General features: G+C 47.8%; 10 protein-coding genes. 9 read left to right on the top strand and 1 reads right to left on the bottom strand.

What is annotated here, in order from left to right; translation table 11 throughout:
- Positions 1-81: 81 nt before the first annotated feature.
- Positions 82-336, bottom strand: coding sequence for a hypothetical protein (locus tag ACP7E6_RS24620; RefSeq protein ID WP_426232324.1), 255 nt, complete (start codon positions 334-336; stop codon positions 82-84).
- Positions 337-2,623: 2,287 nt separating this feature from the next.
- Between ACP7E6_RS24620 and ACP7E6_RS24615 the strand changes: the two genes are divergently transcribed.
- From ACP7E6_RS24615 to ACP7E6_RS24575, 9 genes are all read left to right on the top strand, one after another.
- Positions 2,624-5,707 carry a rhamnan synthesis F family protein gene (locus ACP7E6_RS24615; RefSeq protein WP_426232323.1) on the top strand — a complete coding sequence of 1,028 codons (3,084 nt, stop codon included), beginning with the start codon at positions 2,624-2,626 and terminating at the stop codon, positions 5,705-5,707.
- Between the two features lie 7 nt (positions 5,708-5,714).
- Entirely contained in the window at positions 5,715-6,437 is a 723-nt protein-coding gene (locus ACP7E6_RS24610; protein ID WP_426232322.1) for a cytidylyltransferase domain-containing protein, read from the top strand.
- Between the two features lie 27 nt (positions 6,438-6,464).
- Positions 6,465-8,351: a hypothetical protein gene (locus tag ACP7E6_RS24605; RefSeq protein WP_426232321.1), complete on the top strand. Its 1,887-nt coding sequence runs from the start codon at positions 6,465-6,467 to the stop codon at positions 8,349-8,351.
- 121 nt (positions 8,352-8,472) lie between these two features.
- Positions 8,473-9,198, top strand: coding sequence for an ABC transporter permease (locus tag ACP7E6_RS24600; protein ID WP_426232320.1), 726 nt, complete (start codon positions 8,473-8,475; stop codon positions 9,196-9,198).
- Positions 9,195-9,848 (top strand): ABC transporter ATP-binding protein, encoded by a 654-nt coding sequence (locus ACP7E6_RS24595; protein WP_426232319.1) that lies wholly within the window; start codon positions 9,195-9,197, stop codon positions 9,846-9,848. Before ACP7E6_RS24600 ends, ACP7E6_RS24595 begins: the two co-directional genes overlap by 4 nt.
- Before the next feature lie 8 nt (positions 9,849-9,856).
- Positions 9,857-11,131, top strand: a complete 1,275-nt coding sequence (locus tag ACP7E6_RS24590) for a hypothetical protein (protein ID WP_426232318.1) — start codon at positions 9,857-9,859, stop codon at positions 11,129-11,131.
- Between the two features lie 3 nt (positions 11,132-11,134).
- A complete protein-coding gene (locus tag ACP7E6_RS24585) occupies positions 11,135-12,199 on the top strand; it encodes a hypothetical protein (RefSeq protein ID WP_426232317.1) in 1,065 nt (354 codons plus the stop codon).
- 9 nt (positions 12,200-12,208) lie between these two features.
- Entirely contained in the window at positions 12,209-13,528 is a 1,320-nt protein-coding gene (locus ACP7E6_RS24580; RefSeq protein WP_426232316.1) for a hypothetical protein, read from the top strand.
- A 132-nt stretch (positions 13,529-13,660) separates the two neighbouring features.
- On the top strand, positions 13,661-16,492 hold the full coding sequence (locus ACP7E6_RS24575; RefSeq protein ID WP_426232315.1) for an HAD-IA family hydrolase: 2,832 nt from the start codon (positions 13,661-13,663) through the stop codon (positions 16,490-16,492).
- Positions 16,493-16,761: the final 269 nt, after the last annotated feature.

Below are 16,761 nucleotides of genomic sequence, written 5' to 3'. Positions count from 1 at the left end.
AGGCCTTGTATGAGGTGGCGAGCGGATTGAACAGTGCGGGCCGGAGATGCCGGCGTCCGCCGCAGACTGCCCTGCGGCCGTTCAGTTTTCCACTGACTCTGGGATGCGGGCACATCCGGCCAGACTGGCCGTATGCCGGCGGTTAATGCCGCCGAGTTCGGGCATGGCGGCGATCAGAAGTGCGGCGATGGTCGCACCGATGCCGGGAAGGAGCGCGGAGCCCTTTCCGGCGATGAAGGCCCAGTCCTTGCGGATGAGGGTTTCGATATGTGCCTCGATTTTGACGACGCGCCGGTCGAGCTCGGCAACATGATCCTGAATATCGGCGGCGATCATGGCGCTGCGGGGTGGACCAGGGTTTGGCTACGGCCAAGGCCATAGTGCGCCACCCAGCCCTCAGGCTGTCGAACAGGGTGACGCTGTCACAGGACACGTCGAGACCGAGAACGGACTGGATTTTGTCATCGTCTGTCATCATGATGCTCCATGCTTTGCATTGTCTGCGGGCGCATCGTCGCGCTGGCCATTCAAGTCAGCAAGCGATGCGAGGCGGAAGCGGCAGTGTCCTCTGATGACGGTCGCAAGACCTATTCCTGTACGGGCGCCTGCGCGGCGATCCCGAGGATCGCACTGCCAAACTCAATAGCAGTAAGGCACGAAAGTCACAGACAATTTCTGAGATTATTTCCTGCTTGTCCTAACTGCTGGGACCGATGCTCCCCCACAGGCGTCCACTCAGCGCTCAAGCAATCACCCGGAGGAAGATACAACCGTACGGCATTTGCATCCCTCCAAAGGCACTGTCAGCAGTCCACACCCGGGACCATTACCGTCTGATTGATCAACGTGGTAAATGCCGATTACCTTCAAAACGCAATCTGAATCAAACCGGCAGCTCGTTTCAGTCTGAATTACCAGTGCACCGGCCAATATCGGCGAACCTATATAATAGGGAATGGTAAAGACGAGCATTTCTTACAAGTCACGCGGGACCAGATCCTCTCCAATTGAAGAGAATCGCAGGGCACTGTCGATTCATCCACGATTTATTTCACCCGCCCAACCGGCTCTCGGCGAAGGGTATGTCGTTTAAAAAATGCCTCCACCCCGTCCAAAGAAATTCTTTCATTCGTCGACCGGAGGCGACGATATGTCTGAAACCTGCTGGATAGTGTCGCGTTTCCTAACGTCGGCTTCCTCGGACGCGACCCGTTTACATAGGAGCTCAAGAACGTAATGGAGCTTGCGATTGTTAATGCGTCCAACTCATAGAAGGCGAGCATCGGCTTTGCGCACCTTGCCGAACTTGCCGTAAAAGCGGCCGCCCAAAAGGCGATCGGGTAGGTCGGCACTAATTTAGCTTAACAAATTTTGCTGGGCGCTTTAGTGAGCTCTGTCTGCGGAATGGTTTCCCACAAGTTGCCGCACCATCAGAAGAGGTAGATTTCCAGTGTTTATCTAAGCTGTCGCTAATTTGTTCAGGAACCGTTTCCAGAATGTTTCGGAAAGGCCATTTTTGGTTCTGTCAAGAGAACAAAAACAGTCCTATGTGGTGCAGGTAGCGTCTTGGCGAGATCTGTAACGGGACGCACAACCCGTTGGAGTTCTGCCAGGACGTAAATTTCAACCAACTGGCCAGTCTCGCTGAAGAAGCTGCGGTTTCCCGGTCAGAGGCGGTGGTCGCGCGATGGCCATCTGCCCGACCCAGCTCTCCGCCAAGGAGATCTACCTCGAACATTGTTCGGCCTGCGAATCCCGGTGCCGCGATTCATTGGCCCTTCCTTATAAAAAGCATCGTACGATTAACATGACGCATATCCTCCGGCGCTGAAGACGTTCCAACATTCTGCTCGATTGAAGAGGGAACAGGTTGAGCCGGGAGTCTTTGTGAGGGTGTCAAATGTTTTGGCGGCTGCGTCCCTGAGATGTGCCTTGATCTTGGAGCATGCCATTTCGATTGATGGAGTGGATGGCTCCTGTTTCCGCCAGCAAGTTCCGGCACAGATTGGGTGTCGTTGTCCCGAATAGAGGAGCCTTTGGTTAAGAACGTTTTGCAAATCCACGGTGAAGACAATTGTGGGCGAGTTCTTATCCGTCGCCAGCTCCTCCGCAGACAGTTGCTCGCCTTTACACGAAGCGTGCGCCTTGCCTGATCGGCATGGAGCCCTTTTCGGTGCTTAAGAGTGAGGTAGCAAACTTCAGAAGATTGGGTAAAACGTTCGTTTGATCCCGCCGTCCAATGTCAAGTGAAGCGCCTTAACTCGCAGGAACCACCATAAAGGGAATAAAATACCGAATGGCCACCAGCCCGTCACCCGCCAGATAAGGCGACAAAACTTCTCACGGCCGCATGAGAGGATTCTGCCTCAGAGCGGATTGGGCGTTGCCTCTCTGCATTAGGCTCACCAGTCAAACGCGACTGCTGCAGCATCATCGGCCACATCGGACGATTTTCATCGCCCCCCAAAGAAGTTGTAAAATGACTTTTCAGCTGGTATCTCCACGCCGAATACGGGCCACACAATTCTCTTGAAGAATCTCTCCTCTCAACACCCCAGGGAGCTGCAAGCGTATCGACAAGACGTGGCGGGCGAAATTGAAGAAAAATCACTGGAGCGTAAAGATGAAACTCGAAACTCTCATTGCAAATAGCGGAATTTTCGACAAGGCTTGGTATCTTGAGAAAAATCCCGATGTAAAGAGATCGAAACTCGACCCTATCAAGCATTATGTCCGCTTCGGAAGACATGAGGGACGCTACCCGTGTAAGCTCTTTGACCCCGTTTGGTATCAATTATATTATAGGGATGTTCTTGAGTCGAAGATGGATCCCACGGAACACTATATAAAGTTTGGCGCTAAAGAAGGTCGTGCTCCTCACCCACTCTTTGACCCATACTGGTATGAGAACGAAGCTTTGCCTGGCTTACGAAACCACGGATTTTTACCGCTTCAGCACTACGTCATGCATGGGCAGTTCGAAAAGGTCGCGGCTCGAAGCATTTTTGGCGGACATCACGCAACGCGCTTTATGGGACATGAAGAGCATATTTTTCATACGCCACTGGAAAATGGTCCAACGATAGCCGTAGTCGCTCACGTATACTACGGTGATCTCGCTGAAGAGATCTGCGGCTATTTGAAAAGCTTGCCATATGCGTTTACCGCCCTGTTCACAGTGACGCAAGAATCGGTGGCTGACGACATCCGAAAAGCCATTAAGTTTCACGAATTAAATTGCCGGTTTGAAATCAAATTGGCGCAAAATCGGGGACGCAATTTTGGACCATTTCTCGTAGAATTTAGAGACGAGATCTTGGAGCACGACCTGTTCGTTCATATACATACCAAGAAATCTCTACGCACCGGCGACAATCAGTCTCGGTGGCGCGAACACCTATACAAGGGTGTACTCGGTTCAGAGGCGGCTGTTTCTGCCATCATCGGAAAGTTTAAGAATGATCAGAAAATTGGTCTCATATTTCCAACAACTTTTATAGAGTTCGGACCTTGGTTTCATAGTTGGCTCGGCTCTGGCCACAGGGGCGCCGATCTTTTTTCAAAGCTTGAGATTTCAGAATTCAAGTTTAGAGGGTTGATCGACGTGCCAATGGGAAGCATGTTTTGGGGCCGCACTGCAGCATTCAAAAGCCTCCTGAGTCATGCTTGGAAATATGATGATTTTGATCCAGAGCCCTCGCACCATGACGGCACGCTCGCGCACGGAATTGAGCATGGAATATGTGGAATAGCCAGTTCCCACGGCTTTGACTATATCGAGTATGATTATAATTTCGGAACATTCAGGCGCAACTGGAGCGAAAAACTACTTCATAAATATATCAATACGGCACAGTATGCCAAAAACTTTGTTGAATCGGCAGACACCCTTTCCTTCGATTTTTACGACACGCTCGTTTGCAGACTGGCGACAACTCCGGACGACATCCATAACTATATCGGATGGGTGCTTTACAGCCGAGCGCAAATCACCACTGAGACTGAGTTCTTCAGGGTGCGTAAGGAAGCTGAGGCCTACGCCCGGACCGTGACGAAAAAAGGCGATGTGGATATTCACGATATCTATGATTGTTTTGGGCACTGCAGCAATTGGTCTGCGGACGTGATTCGAGAAGCAAAAGGCCTTGAACTTGCGATCGAGGAACGCTGCCTCTCTCCTCGCGAAGATGTTGTTTCAATGCTTCGTAGTGCCCATTCTGCCGGTAAACGGACCATTTTAATTAGCGACTCCTACATGCCCAAAGACTTTTTCGAGCGTTGCCTGGAAAATATGGGTATTAAGTCTCAGCTTGATCAACTCTACATTTCTGCAGATTGCGGTTACCGAAAAGACCGTGATGATGTGTGGCCTGTGATCGCGAACTTAGAGGTTAAGGGCAAGCAGTTCGTACATGTAGGCGACAATGAAGAATCTGACATCCATCTTCCAACCATGAGGGATATCCCGTGTTTGCATGTCTTACACACGACGGTATTGGCTGACCTGAAAGGTATCAGCCCTCCGGGTGATTGGCAAAAGTCGAAGACGGAATGGCGTGACGGCATAGTACTTGGCCCCGTTATCCAGAAAGCCGCCTCAAATGCATTTTTGAGTAATGATTCATTCCGCCCTGTTTCACTAGATACACCGGAAGATGTTGGTTATTCGATATTTGGTCCTCTTTTTTTCGGGTTCTTCACCTGGATTATCAACCACCACAGTATTCATGACGTCAAACAAGTTGGTTTTCTTGCAAGAGAAGGACATTTCCTTTTTGAGAACTATGAGTATATTCGGAAATTAGTCGGCTCTGACGCAGATTTTTTCCCGCCTGCGAAATATTTCCCCATGTCTCGAAGACTGGCCATGGGTGCGATGCAGGCCAATGTATTTGATCCTAGTTTTATTGTACGGGGAGCGGAATTTTCCGGTACTGTGCGGGACTTTTTAATGGCTCGAATTGGCTTTGAAGCAAGCGGCCAACTCGGGTTTTCCGATGCGAGGTTTTCGACTAACATCGACAGGGAGTTTATCCTAGAGGTGTTAGAAGTTCTAAAGGATCAGATTGTTGAAGCGGGTATTAAGAAAAAACAGCAGATTGAGCGGTACTGTTTATCCGCTGGCATAAGTGCAGCAAATCTGGCTCTGGTCGATCTCGGGTATAGTGGTTCGATCCAGTCTGCGCTCCAAACCATAATGCCCAATCCCCTCAAGGGATTTTATATGGTAACGTCGCCAGAGATTATCGACGTTTTCAAACGCGGCGGCTCAGCTCATGGATATTTTTCTGAAGCTAACAAGGAGTTCGACAGTGTTGTCAAAAATTACTCTCTGATACTGGAGGCGTTTTTGACCGCTCCTCATGGGCAAGTTATTGGGTTTGAAGATACAATTGGGCAGGGAACAAAACCAGTTTTCAAAAAGGAAGGCCGATCTCAAGCGGATTTTAAATATCTCCAAGCACTGAATGATGGAGCAAAAATGTACCTCAAGAACCTGATCCGAACGTACGGTCCCGAGGTTCTAAAAACACAATACGCCCCTGCAACATGCGAATTACCTTTGCGCTATCTCATTGAAGGAAAATTTAAAGAGCCGGCCGAATTCTGGCGAAAGCTGCACGTCGATGATGACTTTTGTGGCAATGATGAGCTACACGTGAAATCGATCTACAACCTCAGGCAACACATTCCCGAATACTCATGAGGAACTAGTGAAAATACTCAGCTACATCCCCGCTCGTCTGGGTAGCGTTAGGATACCAGCAAAAAATTTACGGCTGCTCAACGGGCGGCCGCTAATATCTTATGCGATCGAGGCCGTACAGCAGTGCCGAACTCTTACAAAAACGGTCATCAATACAGAAAGCTGTGAGATTGCTTCGGTGGCGGCCGAGTACGGTATGGAGTCGTACATGAGACCCGCCGCTCTAGCGACTTCTTCGACGGCGACTGACGAGATTGTGTTTGATTTTTTGTCGAAACACCCGTGTGATGCCGTTGCAGTGATTAATCCAACAGCGCCGTTCATCAAGGCCCACACAATCGACCTTGCAATAGATAAGTTCGAGAGAGAAAGACCCTCGAGCCTGTTCTCTGTTAATACGATAAGGCGACACGCTTACTGCAGGGGAAATTGGGTGAATTTCGACGCAAGCGGTAAAAGTCCAAGGACCCAGGATTTAGAGCCGCTTAGTTTGATAAACTTCATAATTGCTGTGTTTGATGCAAATCATGCATTGGAGAGCTACAACGAAACGGGTAGCTTTTTGTACAATGGGGATGTCTCCTTCATTGAAACGCCGGAGGCAGAGAGCTTTGACATAGACGACATACAGGAATTCCGTCTTGCCGAATCTATTTTACAGCCTAAACCAGTAAGCACAGTAGGCGAGTATCACAGCGTCCTAGTTCCGGGGAAGGACTACCGGAGCTAAATACAATACCATGCGCTAGGGCGGGGAATGAAGAAAAAGAAAACCAAAGAGGATTCTCGGGGAATTGTTTGGTTGCTTTGCTACCTAAATGGCAAGGACAGCTTTTATCAAACCATTTCGGATTTGGGGCACGCCCTTGGCGCTAACGGGATTCGCTTAATTGTTTTTGGTCCGTATGAGCCAGATCGTTCATTTACCGGCTTCGATTACTTTTTTGTTCCTTTTAGTTTAGTTGAACAAGGCGCCCGATTTAAGAATGCCATAATGGGGCGATCTGCCACGTTCGGGTGGCTTGTAGATGAACTCATCGCATCGGAGCAGGAGTGGTGCGGGATTGCTTCTCCTGTAGAGGCTGAACATGCAATTATTCGAGCAGCGAGCTTTTGGGAGCGAGCTTTTGAGCTTATGCGGCCTGTGCTAATCCTAGCTTGGGGAAGCTCGATACCGCTTTCGAGATTAATGTTACGATTGGCGCAAGGCAGACAGATTGCATCCTATATATTTGAGAGAGGATTATTCGAGGATACTATCTCATTCAACCTAGTTGGACATTTCGCTCTTAGCAATATCGGGCTGCGCGGACAATTTATTGAGCCATACAGTAATGATGCCGATCTATTGCCCCTATGGGGCAATATTGAGAGATACTATACTTCACCGGCTAATAAAAAATACGATGGATACAATATAGATGAAGATATACCCTCATCAGAATTTGTCGGCAAAACAATAGTTTATTTAGGAGCATTCGACGTAAATCTACATAATACAACTGAGCAATATGAGCTCACAGACAGGGTAGGTAGTTTTGCGAAAAATTCAGCGGAAGGCTTGCAGTTTTTGGTTTCCGCTCTTTCGAGAGTCTGTCCCGGAGCACGCCTTTTGGTCAAGCCGCACCCCATGCGGCCGTTTGAGATACTTGAGGATTGTGGAGTCAATCTCACCTATTTGAACAATGTCGACATTAGGACTCTTGTCAGAAACTGTGACGTTTGTGTCACCACATTTACGTCTTCACAAGTACTTCCTTTTATATTCGACAAACCCCTGATTACACTCAGCAATGATTTCTTTTTTGGAAGGGATGTGAGTTATGCTGCGCAGTCGCAGGATGAACTTGATCGTCAGCTCCAATCCGCAATCAATCGGGAGGGTTGGGATCAAAAGCTTTTGAATGGCAGAAAATTGATTGCGGCTCTCTTCAGGGATGATTTGATAGGAACCAATGACGCTGTCCCAACAAGATTGAAGCTTAATCATTTGGTCCATCACTTGTCGCGGTTCTCCCGCTTGACGCCTCGAAATTTAAAGCTGAGTTCACAGCGAATATCGGATTTCCGAAATTTCGAAGCTGCGAGTAGGGAGTTATCTCGTCCGCCTACAGCGTCGACCTTCATGAATATGCTAGGTAAAGCAAATTGGGACTCTCTCTATTCCGAGATTCAGGAGCAGACGCTGTCTGATTTTAAGAAGGATCTGGAAGGAGTACGTCACCTAGACTGGTTGCATTCTGAGAGAATTAGAATTGAAGCTGAGTCAATGCGCTCCCTATTGGAGCGAGCCGAGTCTGATCGAGACAATCTCCAGCTCCGTCTAGCTTATTTGCAGGCGAATGAAAGTTCACTTAGTAACAAGAATCGCGCCCTTAACGAAAAGCTCGCCGCTCTTGAGGTGAGCAACGAGAACCTTTCTGTTCACACTCGGGATCTTCGCGACAAACTCATAGCAGCTGAGGAGAACACTTCAATATTGCAGGCCAGGAACTCCAGTCTCGTAGAAGAAATTTTGGCGACGATAAATTCAGTTCGAACCGCCCCGGAGAGACCACGACAATCCCATAGACAGTCGTTTAGGATGCAAACTCTAATCACCTATCTTTTAGGTTTGCGTCACAAAATAGGCCGGTTTTTCTGAAAAACGTAGGGACTTAAGTTGGGAGGCAGCGAAGGCGGTCGGCCCATGAGCTGAATATCCGTGAGAAGGAGTATTGGTGATTAAATTGGGATCCTACGGGAACATTGTAGGGGCCTTGATCTTGCGTGACCTTCGTACACGATACGGCCGCACTCATTTGGGCTATCTGATGGCGGTGGCGTGGCCTCTTAGCCACTTAGTAACAATTGTCATCCTTATGAGTCTCGCTAATCGTGTAACACCTCTTGGTAACGATCCGGCCGTGTTCGTTTCCAGTGGAGTAATGCCATATATTTTGTGTCTGTACCCTGCGCGCATGATGGGAATAGCGATTGAGACTAATAAACCGCTTTTTCTTTTTCCGGTTATAAAACCTATTTATATAATAATCTCGCGCGGCATTATTGAATTTTTGACGGCGTTCTTAGTCGTAATATTGTTCTTTGCAGGTGCCCTGGCGTATGGCGTTGATATTGTTCCGCCAGATCCTGCAATGTGGGGCGCTGCGGTTTCATCCACCATTTACCTCTCTATTTGCATGGGGTTCTTAAATACTGTGGTCTCATCGATATTCAAGATGTGGAACATTTTATTTATGGTACTGATGTTTGCTCTTTATTCCACTTCTGGCGTATTTATACTTCCTTCCACACTTTCCCAAGAGGTACGTGACGCCATGTGGTTTAATCCACTAGTTCATTGCGTCGAATGGATTAGGGCATCTTACTATGAAGGGTATGGCGATGACATGCTGTCGCCTGCATATCTTATTGGAATAGCAACATTCTTTCTGTTTCTGTCTCTCCTAGGTGAGCGTTTCTTGCGAGGTAAGTTACTTTCGCCATGATTCACTTGTCGAATGTGTTTAAATATTACAAGATACGTGGCTCCTCTAAAATAATACTGAACCACGTGTCAGCTGATTTCCGGGCCGGATCGTCGTACGCTATTTTGGGTATAAATGGCGCGGGGAAATCAACAACGATGAGAATGCTGGCTGGGACCGAGTTGCCGAACTCTGGTAAGATCACCAGGTCGGCAAGAATATCTTGGCCACTGGGTTTCGCTGGGGGCCTGCATCCGGAGTTAACCGGCCGTGAAAATGTTCAGTTTACGGCCCGTATTTATGGACAAAATCCTCGCACTGCCGTGGATTTTGTCGAAGACTTCGCGGAAATAGGCGCTTATATGGATGAGCCATTCAAAACCTACTCTTCGGGCATGGCGCAGAGGTTGGCTTTTGGATTATCAATGGCCGTCGATTTCGAGTGTTACCTTATCGATGAAGTTCTCGCAGTCGGGGATGCTCGCTTCCAAGCTAGGTGTCACGATGAGATCGCTAAGCGAAGAGGCAGGTCGGACGTCATTATGATATCTCATTCAATGGAAATGATCAGGGGATATTGCACTCGGGCAATCGTACTCGCTCATGGCTTGTTCCATGAATTTTCGAATATCGATGACGCCATCGAACTCTACAACCAGCTAAATCGTTAGAATACGACATGGACCCTATCGGAAAACATATGGTTAACCCGGCCCAAGTGGGGGCAATTGGGGCTCGTCAAGCATCGTCTATCTCTATAGAGCTTAGAAAAATGGCTCGTAAGGCACGGACACCCCGCCCGATAATTAGTGGTGGTGGCGGGTTCCGTGCTCGTAGGGGCGAGCGCCTTTTCCGCTACTTTTTGGCCTTTAGTTTTATAGCCATCTTCATTGTTCCAACGATTTCGGCAACCGTTTACTTTACGCTAGTAGCTTCGAATCAGTATATCTCAGAGGCACGATTCACTGTTAAGGCTGGCGGTTCTACAAGCATTGCTGGCTTCTCCGGCCTTTCCTCGTTTATTGACACGGGCCAAAGTAAAGACGGCTTGATGATAGCCGAGTACATAAAGAGCCGCGCCCTTATCGACGAACTTGAGGGACAGTTGCCCCTTCGCGATATCTTTAGAGGGCCAGAAGCAGATTACTTTTCCAGTTTGCCATCAGATGCGACGATGGACAAATTTGTGACCTATTGGCGGCGTCAGATCGATGTGGAGGTCAATCGGAATAGTGGGCTTGTGATTGTTAAGGTTCGAACTTTCAGACCGGAGGACAGCCTCAAGGTTTTGTCTGCAATCATTGAGTCTTCTGAAAAAATGGTAAATAGGTTAACTCAAAAAAATGAGCAGGACGCATTTGACAGCTCGAAAAAAGAGCTAGACCGGTCGAAAAGCGATTTGGAACGAGCGACCGCCTCGTTGAGAGATGCACGCAACGCGGCCGGTCTATTGAATGTTGAAGTTACAGCAGGAGAGTATTCTGGAATTGTTGCTGCGTTGCGACTTGAGTTGTCCAAAATTGAGCAAAAGATTTATGGGCTTACCAATGGTCAAGCCAGCGCTTCCCCGCAACTGACATCCTTGCAGGCAAGCGCGCAAGCGCTGCGTCAGCAAATTACCTCCTATGATGAGAGCATTGCAGGTTCCGCCAAATTTAACAGCGAGAGCGTTGTAAATCTCGCATCTAAAGCTAGTAACATGGCGCAGAAGGAGGTAGAGGCGCAAATCGCCCGAGAGGCATTTGCAATCGCTTCCGTAACATTCGAACAAGCGAGACAAACAATCGAAACGCAACGCTCATACCTTCTCACCTACGTCACACCCAATCTGCCGGAAGAGGCCGAGTATCCAAAAAGGCCGTTAAGCCTAATAATAGTAATGGGTGTTATGTTTCTTGCATGGGCTGTCGTGGCGGGTTTGGCTACCTTCGCCCGAGATCACATGGCGGCATAGGGGATGCATTTTCACGTCGATATTGACAACACGAGCATGATCGCCGGATGGCTTGTGCTAGATAATCCATCGGAAACTCCGGAGTTTCTGATAAAAATCCCCAACCGACAGGACGTTCGCTTCAAAGCCAATGTGACTAGGCTCGATATTCGCGACTTGGGTATGCATGCGAGTGGCCAGGTCGGATTTCACATTGATGAACAACTCCTCCCTGGCCTGCGTGATGAGGCGATTTTATCGATTATAGAGCCAGATAGCGGCTTGCAAATATATCAGAGAGTTCCTGAAGAAGTTGTAGTCGACAAGAAGATATTTTTCCTTGACCCGAGCGCATATCCTCAGATAAAAATCCTTCGCAAGATGATGAAGAACTTTAAGTTGTCCTATCCAATGGTACAACGATTTTCTCTCGAAACCATAAATTCAATTTTCTTCAATAACTACTGCAATTCTATACTGGTTTTTGGCCAACCGAATTGGCAAAGACACGGTTCTTTAGCGCGTGAGAAGGGATTCTTCAATATCGCACTTTTGCGCGATCCTTTTGAAGAATTGGCTGAGAGGCTTCAGTTTCTTATATATCTCTCCAAACAGGATGCTCAAAAAACAAGTGGATTGTTCGCGCAGGCCTATCTTCCTCTCTCTAATTTTACAGAGGGTATGGATGTTGAAGACGAAAAGTCTATTTTGACAGCTTTCCGGCGACTGTCTGCTGACCAGCGCCGATTGTTTCGTTCTCCGGCGACTTCAACTTTGGGCGCAACTCCGGACGAGGAATTGCAGCGTCGCCATGTCACAATGGCATTGGACAATCTGGCGTATTTTGACGTTGTCGGAACTCGACAATATTTCAACGAATTCGTATCTATGATAGGTGCGGTGGTAGACGGAGGAATATTTCCGCAAACGGAGTTGGAAACGATTCCAGGGGTCCAAAACCTTGCAGAAAAACTCCGGCGGATAGGCCTCATCGCGGATTTATTGGACGAGGACATAGCGCTCTATTCCTTCGCTTCATCCGCTGTCGAGATGGGTTTAAGGGTTAATGACCAACCTGAAAGCCTTTAAAGGTGATTATTGAAAAACAAAGACCATACCCACTTTCGAGACGAGATCGCACGGAAGCGACTCGGTGAGAGTATACAGAATTCTCTTCGAAGAATTTGGCGCCGCGAAGTTGTAAACGAGAGCATCAATTCGTCGTTAGCGCCGACTTCGCTCATTGAAAGTCTGAAGGCAAGAAAACTGTTAACACTTACCGCCGAGCCTGACAGCACCGTGCTCGCGGCTTCGGGTGCTGGCGGCAACTTATTGCGCACTTTCCTGATCTTTGTTGCGCTGCCGTCGGTAATAGCGATGATCTATTTTTGCTTTATTGCATCGGACATTTTCGTTGCGGAGGCGAGAGTGACGGTTCGAGAATCGTCGAATAAGGGTGAAATCAGCTCAAGTACCTCTATTCTAAGTAAATTGGGCGTAACCAACAGCGCTGGTACCGCTCAGGACTCCATGATAGTCTTAGACTACCTCAAAAGCCGCGCAGCCGTTACCGACGTCGGTGGTCGGGAACTCATGAGGAAAATGTACGATCGAACCGACATCGATTGGCTTTCACGATTGGATTCCTCACGCCAGTTTGAAGAAATTTGGGCCTATTGGAAAAAGCGAGTGTTAGTTTCACTCGATGCCCCATCCGGGATAATAACGATTCGCGTCAACGGCTTCACCCCGATTGATGCTCTCGATCTTACTGACCGAATTGTACGTCGGAGCGAGGAACTGCTTAACAGGATTTCTTATCGAACCAGAGAAGATTCTCTTCGGCGCGCTGAAGACGATGTGAACCACTCAGCAACTGAGCTTGCTGGTACGCGGTCTGAGCTTCTTGAATTCCAGCAGCGGTCCGGCTCTATTGATCCTATTGACAGAGCGAAACGTCTGACAACGTTGGTTTCAACGCTCACTTTAGAAAAGATTCAAATCGAAAGTGAACTGGCTACATCAGTTTTAGTAGGTGCGACAGATCGTCCGGGAGATAAGCAGCTCAAAGCAAAACTGGGAGCGACGAATGACCAGATTCGAAAGCTCAACTCGATGCTTACCAACCAAGCCGATTCAAATGCCGTAGCATCGCAGTTGAAAGAGTTTGAGTTGCTCAAGCTCCGACAGGAATTCTCCGAGCAAATATATACCCTTTCACGCGCCTCATATGAAACTGCGAGAAGGCGTATGGAGCAACAACAGCTTTATCTAGCCATCGTGGTTCCAGCCTCACTCCCTGAAAAAGCGCTATATCCACAAGTTGGAGTGAACACCGGTCTGGTTTTCGGCGCTTGTTTCATATTGTGGTCGATCGGTTCGTTGATTCTAGCGAGCATCCGGGACAGCATGCCCTAGCAAATTTGCCATCAAAACAAAAACCGCTACTCCTTAAACCTCATGTTCTGCGGGGGGGGCGGGCTGGACACTCGTGATTTGGAGGTTCCAACGGAGTTGGAGCCGTCCCGCATAGTCAGACAAGGGCCTACAATGAGCTATAAATTGTCAATCATTTCCGGGGCGCGAGGTATAGCAAAACTCATATCCGAACGACCTTTTGAGAATCCAAATGATTTCATGCGCTTCGTTCTGAAGACTTACAACGCTCGCGGAGTACTTGGGATTGTCACAGAATTATTGGAGTACCAACAAAAATCCTCCTCCGAAGGACGGAAAACCGTGGAACGCGCATCAGGAGTATTTGTTGACCTCAATGAGATCACAACAGATAATGTCCCCGATATCTCCATTGGTATCCACATCCACTTGTATTATGCTGACCTTGCAAAGGACATGGCCCGCTATGTTAGCCGGGTTCCTTTGCCTGTTTCTCTCTATGTTTCGGTTGCAACCGAGAATGCTAAGCTGATTGCCGAAGAAGCATTTGGACACCTCGACTGTTGCGCTGCCCTCGATGTTCGCATAGTCCAAAATAGGGGGCGGGACATAGCTCCTTTCGTTGTCGAATTCTCAAAGGAAATTAGAAAACACGAGATAATAGCCCACATTCACTCAAAAAAGTCTCTGTACAACGAAGGCGCTACCGGGAACTGGAGAGAATATTTACTGTCATCACTTTTTCCCGATCGACAAGGTATAATAAAAATTATTGGACTTTTGTCGAGTAAAAAGTATGGCTTGATTTATCCTCAGTGTTTTCATGATTTGCCATATATCGCCAATACTTGGCTCGCAAATTATAACACGGCAATAACTTGGTCTAAACGACTGGGGTTATCGAAAGTACCTTATGGGTATATAGATTTTCCTGTTGGATCGATGTTTTGGGCGCGAGTTGAGTCTATTCTACCGTTGTATGAAGCAGGGATTAAGTTGGAAGAGTTTGTTGAAGAAGCGGGACAAACAGACGGAACACTCGCTCATTGCTTAGAGAGGATGCTAGGGATTTTGCCTCTGTCACGAGGACACGAGCTTGGAATTCTACGGGATTCCAAAAATCCAAGCTGGTCAAAATGGCGTTTCGAACAATATACAAATCGGCCAAATCGGCGCATTGCAAACCTTATCCAATCCTCGCAAACGAAATTGGTGCTATTTGATATTTTTGAAACTTTGATAACTCGCCCGCTTCTCTTCGGGGATCGCATCAAAGACATTCTGGAAGCGCGGCTAGCCGAAAAGGGGATACATGGTTTCAAGGCGGTTCGGATAAATGCGGAAAAAAAGGCGCGGATAGGGACGGGTAGCGATGTCACCCTCCTCGAAATCTACAGTGTGATCGAGCCGGCCGACGGATGGGGTCCGCTTAACCAAATAATGCAGCTTGAAATTGAGATTGAAATCAATGCGGTGTCGCCACGTCATGCTGTAATTGATTTGTTTCGTAGCGCACTTGCCGCAAATAAACGCGTTGCGCTAGCTAGCGACATGTTTCTTCCCCGCGATGTAATTAAGAGAATGTTGGATGACTGCGGGATCGTTGGGTGGTCCGAGATTTATCTGTCGTCTGATATTGGGTATCGCAAAGACAGCGGCGCTATGTACCAGCACATTATGAAAAGTGAACAACTGTCGCCGTCAGAAATTCTAATGATAGGCGATAATGAACACTCCGATGTTCAGATACCTCAGGACGCTGGCATCAAGACTGCCCACATAATGCGCCCTGCTGCTCTTTTAAGAAGTGTTCCAAGATTTTCACGATTTATTCCCTCGGAAAACTTAGACGACATTAATGCACAAATTGTCTTCGGGGTGTTTTCTCAGAAATTCTATTCCGATCTAACTAATCGTGAGTTCCAACCGAATGATATTACAGGAAACAATCCTTATAAAGCTGGATTTATGATCCTGGGTCCTGCTATTTGCAGTTTCTCATCGTGGCTTATTGAAGAGGTTAGATCCAACCAGATTGACACATTACATTTTCTTTCGAGAGAAGGTAAATTGCTAAAGTCCGCTTTTAGTTTGTGGGCAGAGGGTCTCCCGGATCTCCCCGAATGCAAGTATCTACTTACCTCACGGCGCGCTATTACAGTGCCTAATATCAAAAATCTCGATCATATTCAGCTGATCGCAAAATCCAGCAACTACCTTGGTGGTTCGGCAGATCAGTTTTTTCGAGAGCGTTTCGGTATTGAATTGTCTCAAACCGATTGGGGTTTCTTGGAGCAGAAAAATATTTGGCTGCGACGAAATCGTATTACAATTCAACACGGAGACATATCCGAAATACGTGATCTTCTTGCCCACTTTGAGCATAGAATCATCTCTTCCGCGGTAGCGGAAGCCGCTCCAATGCATGTGTATCTGAAGAGTCAGTTTGGTGACGATACACGGCGAAACGCTGTCGTAGATGTAGGATATAGTGCAACCATTCAGAGAAATCTGGTAGACTTTACCGGGCGAAAAATTGATGGCCTTTACTTGGCAACAGACGAAGATTCACAAGGTCCTTGCCAAGAAAGGGGAGTCTTTGCGAAGGGGTGTTTTGTGCACGCAACACCCAAAAATCTAAATGCCCCAATCTTTTACCAGCAAAGCTTCATTCTGGAGAAAATGCTTAGCGCTGATGATACCCAACTCATTAAGTTTGAAGGCAGTGGAGTGCCGGTGTATAAGGAGGAAATAATTAACGAGAAAACGAAGCTCGTCAGGTCGGAAGTGCAAAAAGGGGCACTGGATTTTGTTCGGGCCGCTCGTGATATAAGAGGAAGACTTCACTCTAACTTTCGAGTGCCTTCTGGCTTGGCCACATCGCTTTTCGAAGAATTTGTCGGCAATTTGTCTGCCGACGAGCAAATTATGTTGTCGCAAATTGGCCTGGACGATGACTATTGTGGTCGCGGACTAGTAAACTAGGCAAGTCAGCATTGTTCTTGGGCTATTTTTATGAAGTATGGTTACCAGATTTTTGCAGAAGCCAAGAGTGGAAGCACATCTCTCTCCTGAGTTAGGAAATTTAGTTCTGATCGGTGACAGCTGGCAAGCCTACGCCGCTCATCGAAACGGGCTTGTAGTAGGCATTGTAGATCCGCAGAACCGAAACAGCGAAGAACACTACGACGATCAAGAACAACACGTTTCAACCATCGTGGGTCTCCTCCACGGGGGAACCCAATCGATAGTCA

This window comes from Pararhizobium sp. DWP3-4 (genome assembly GCF_049898205.1).
Lineage (GTDB): Bacteria > Pseudomonadota > Alphaproteobacteria > Rhizobiales > Rhizobiaceae > Pararhizobium.
Note: the sequence above shows the minus strand (reverse complement) of the source record. Positions and strands in the feature narration are given on the sequence as shown.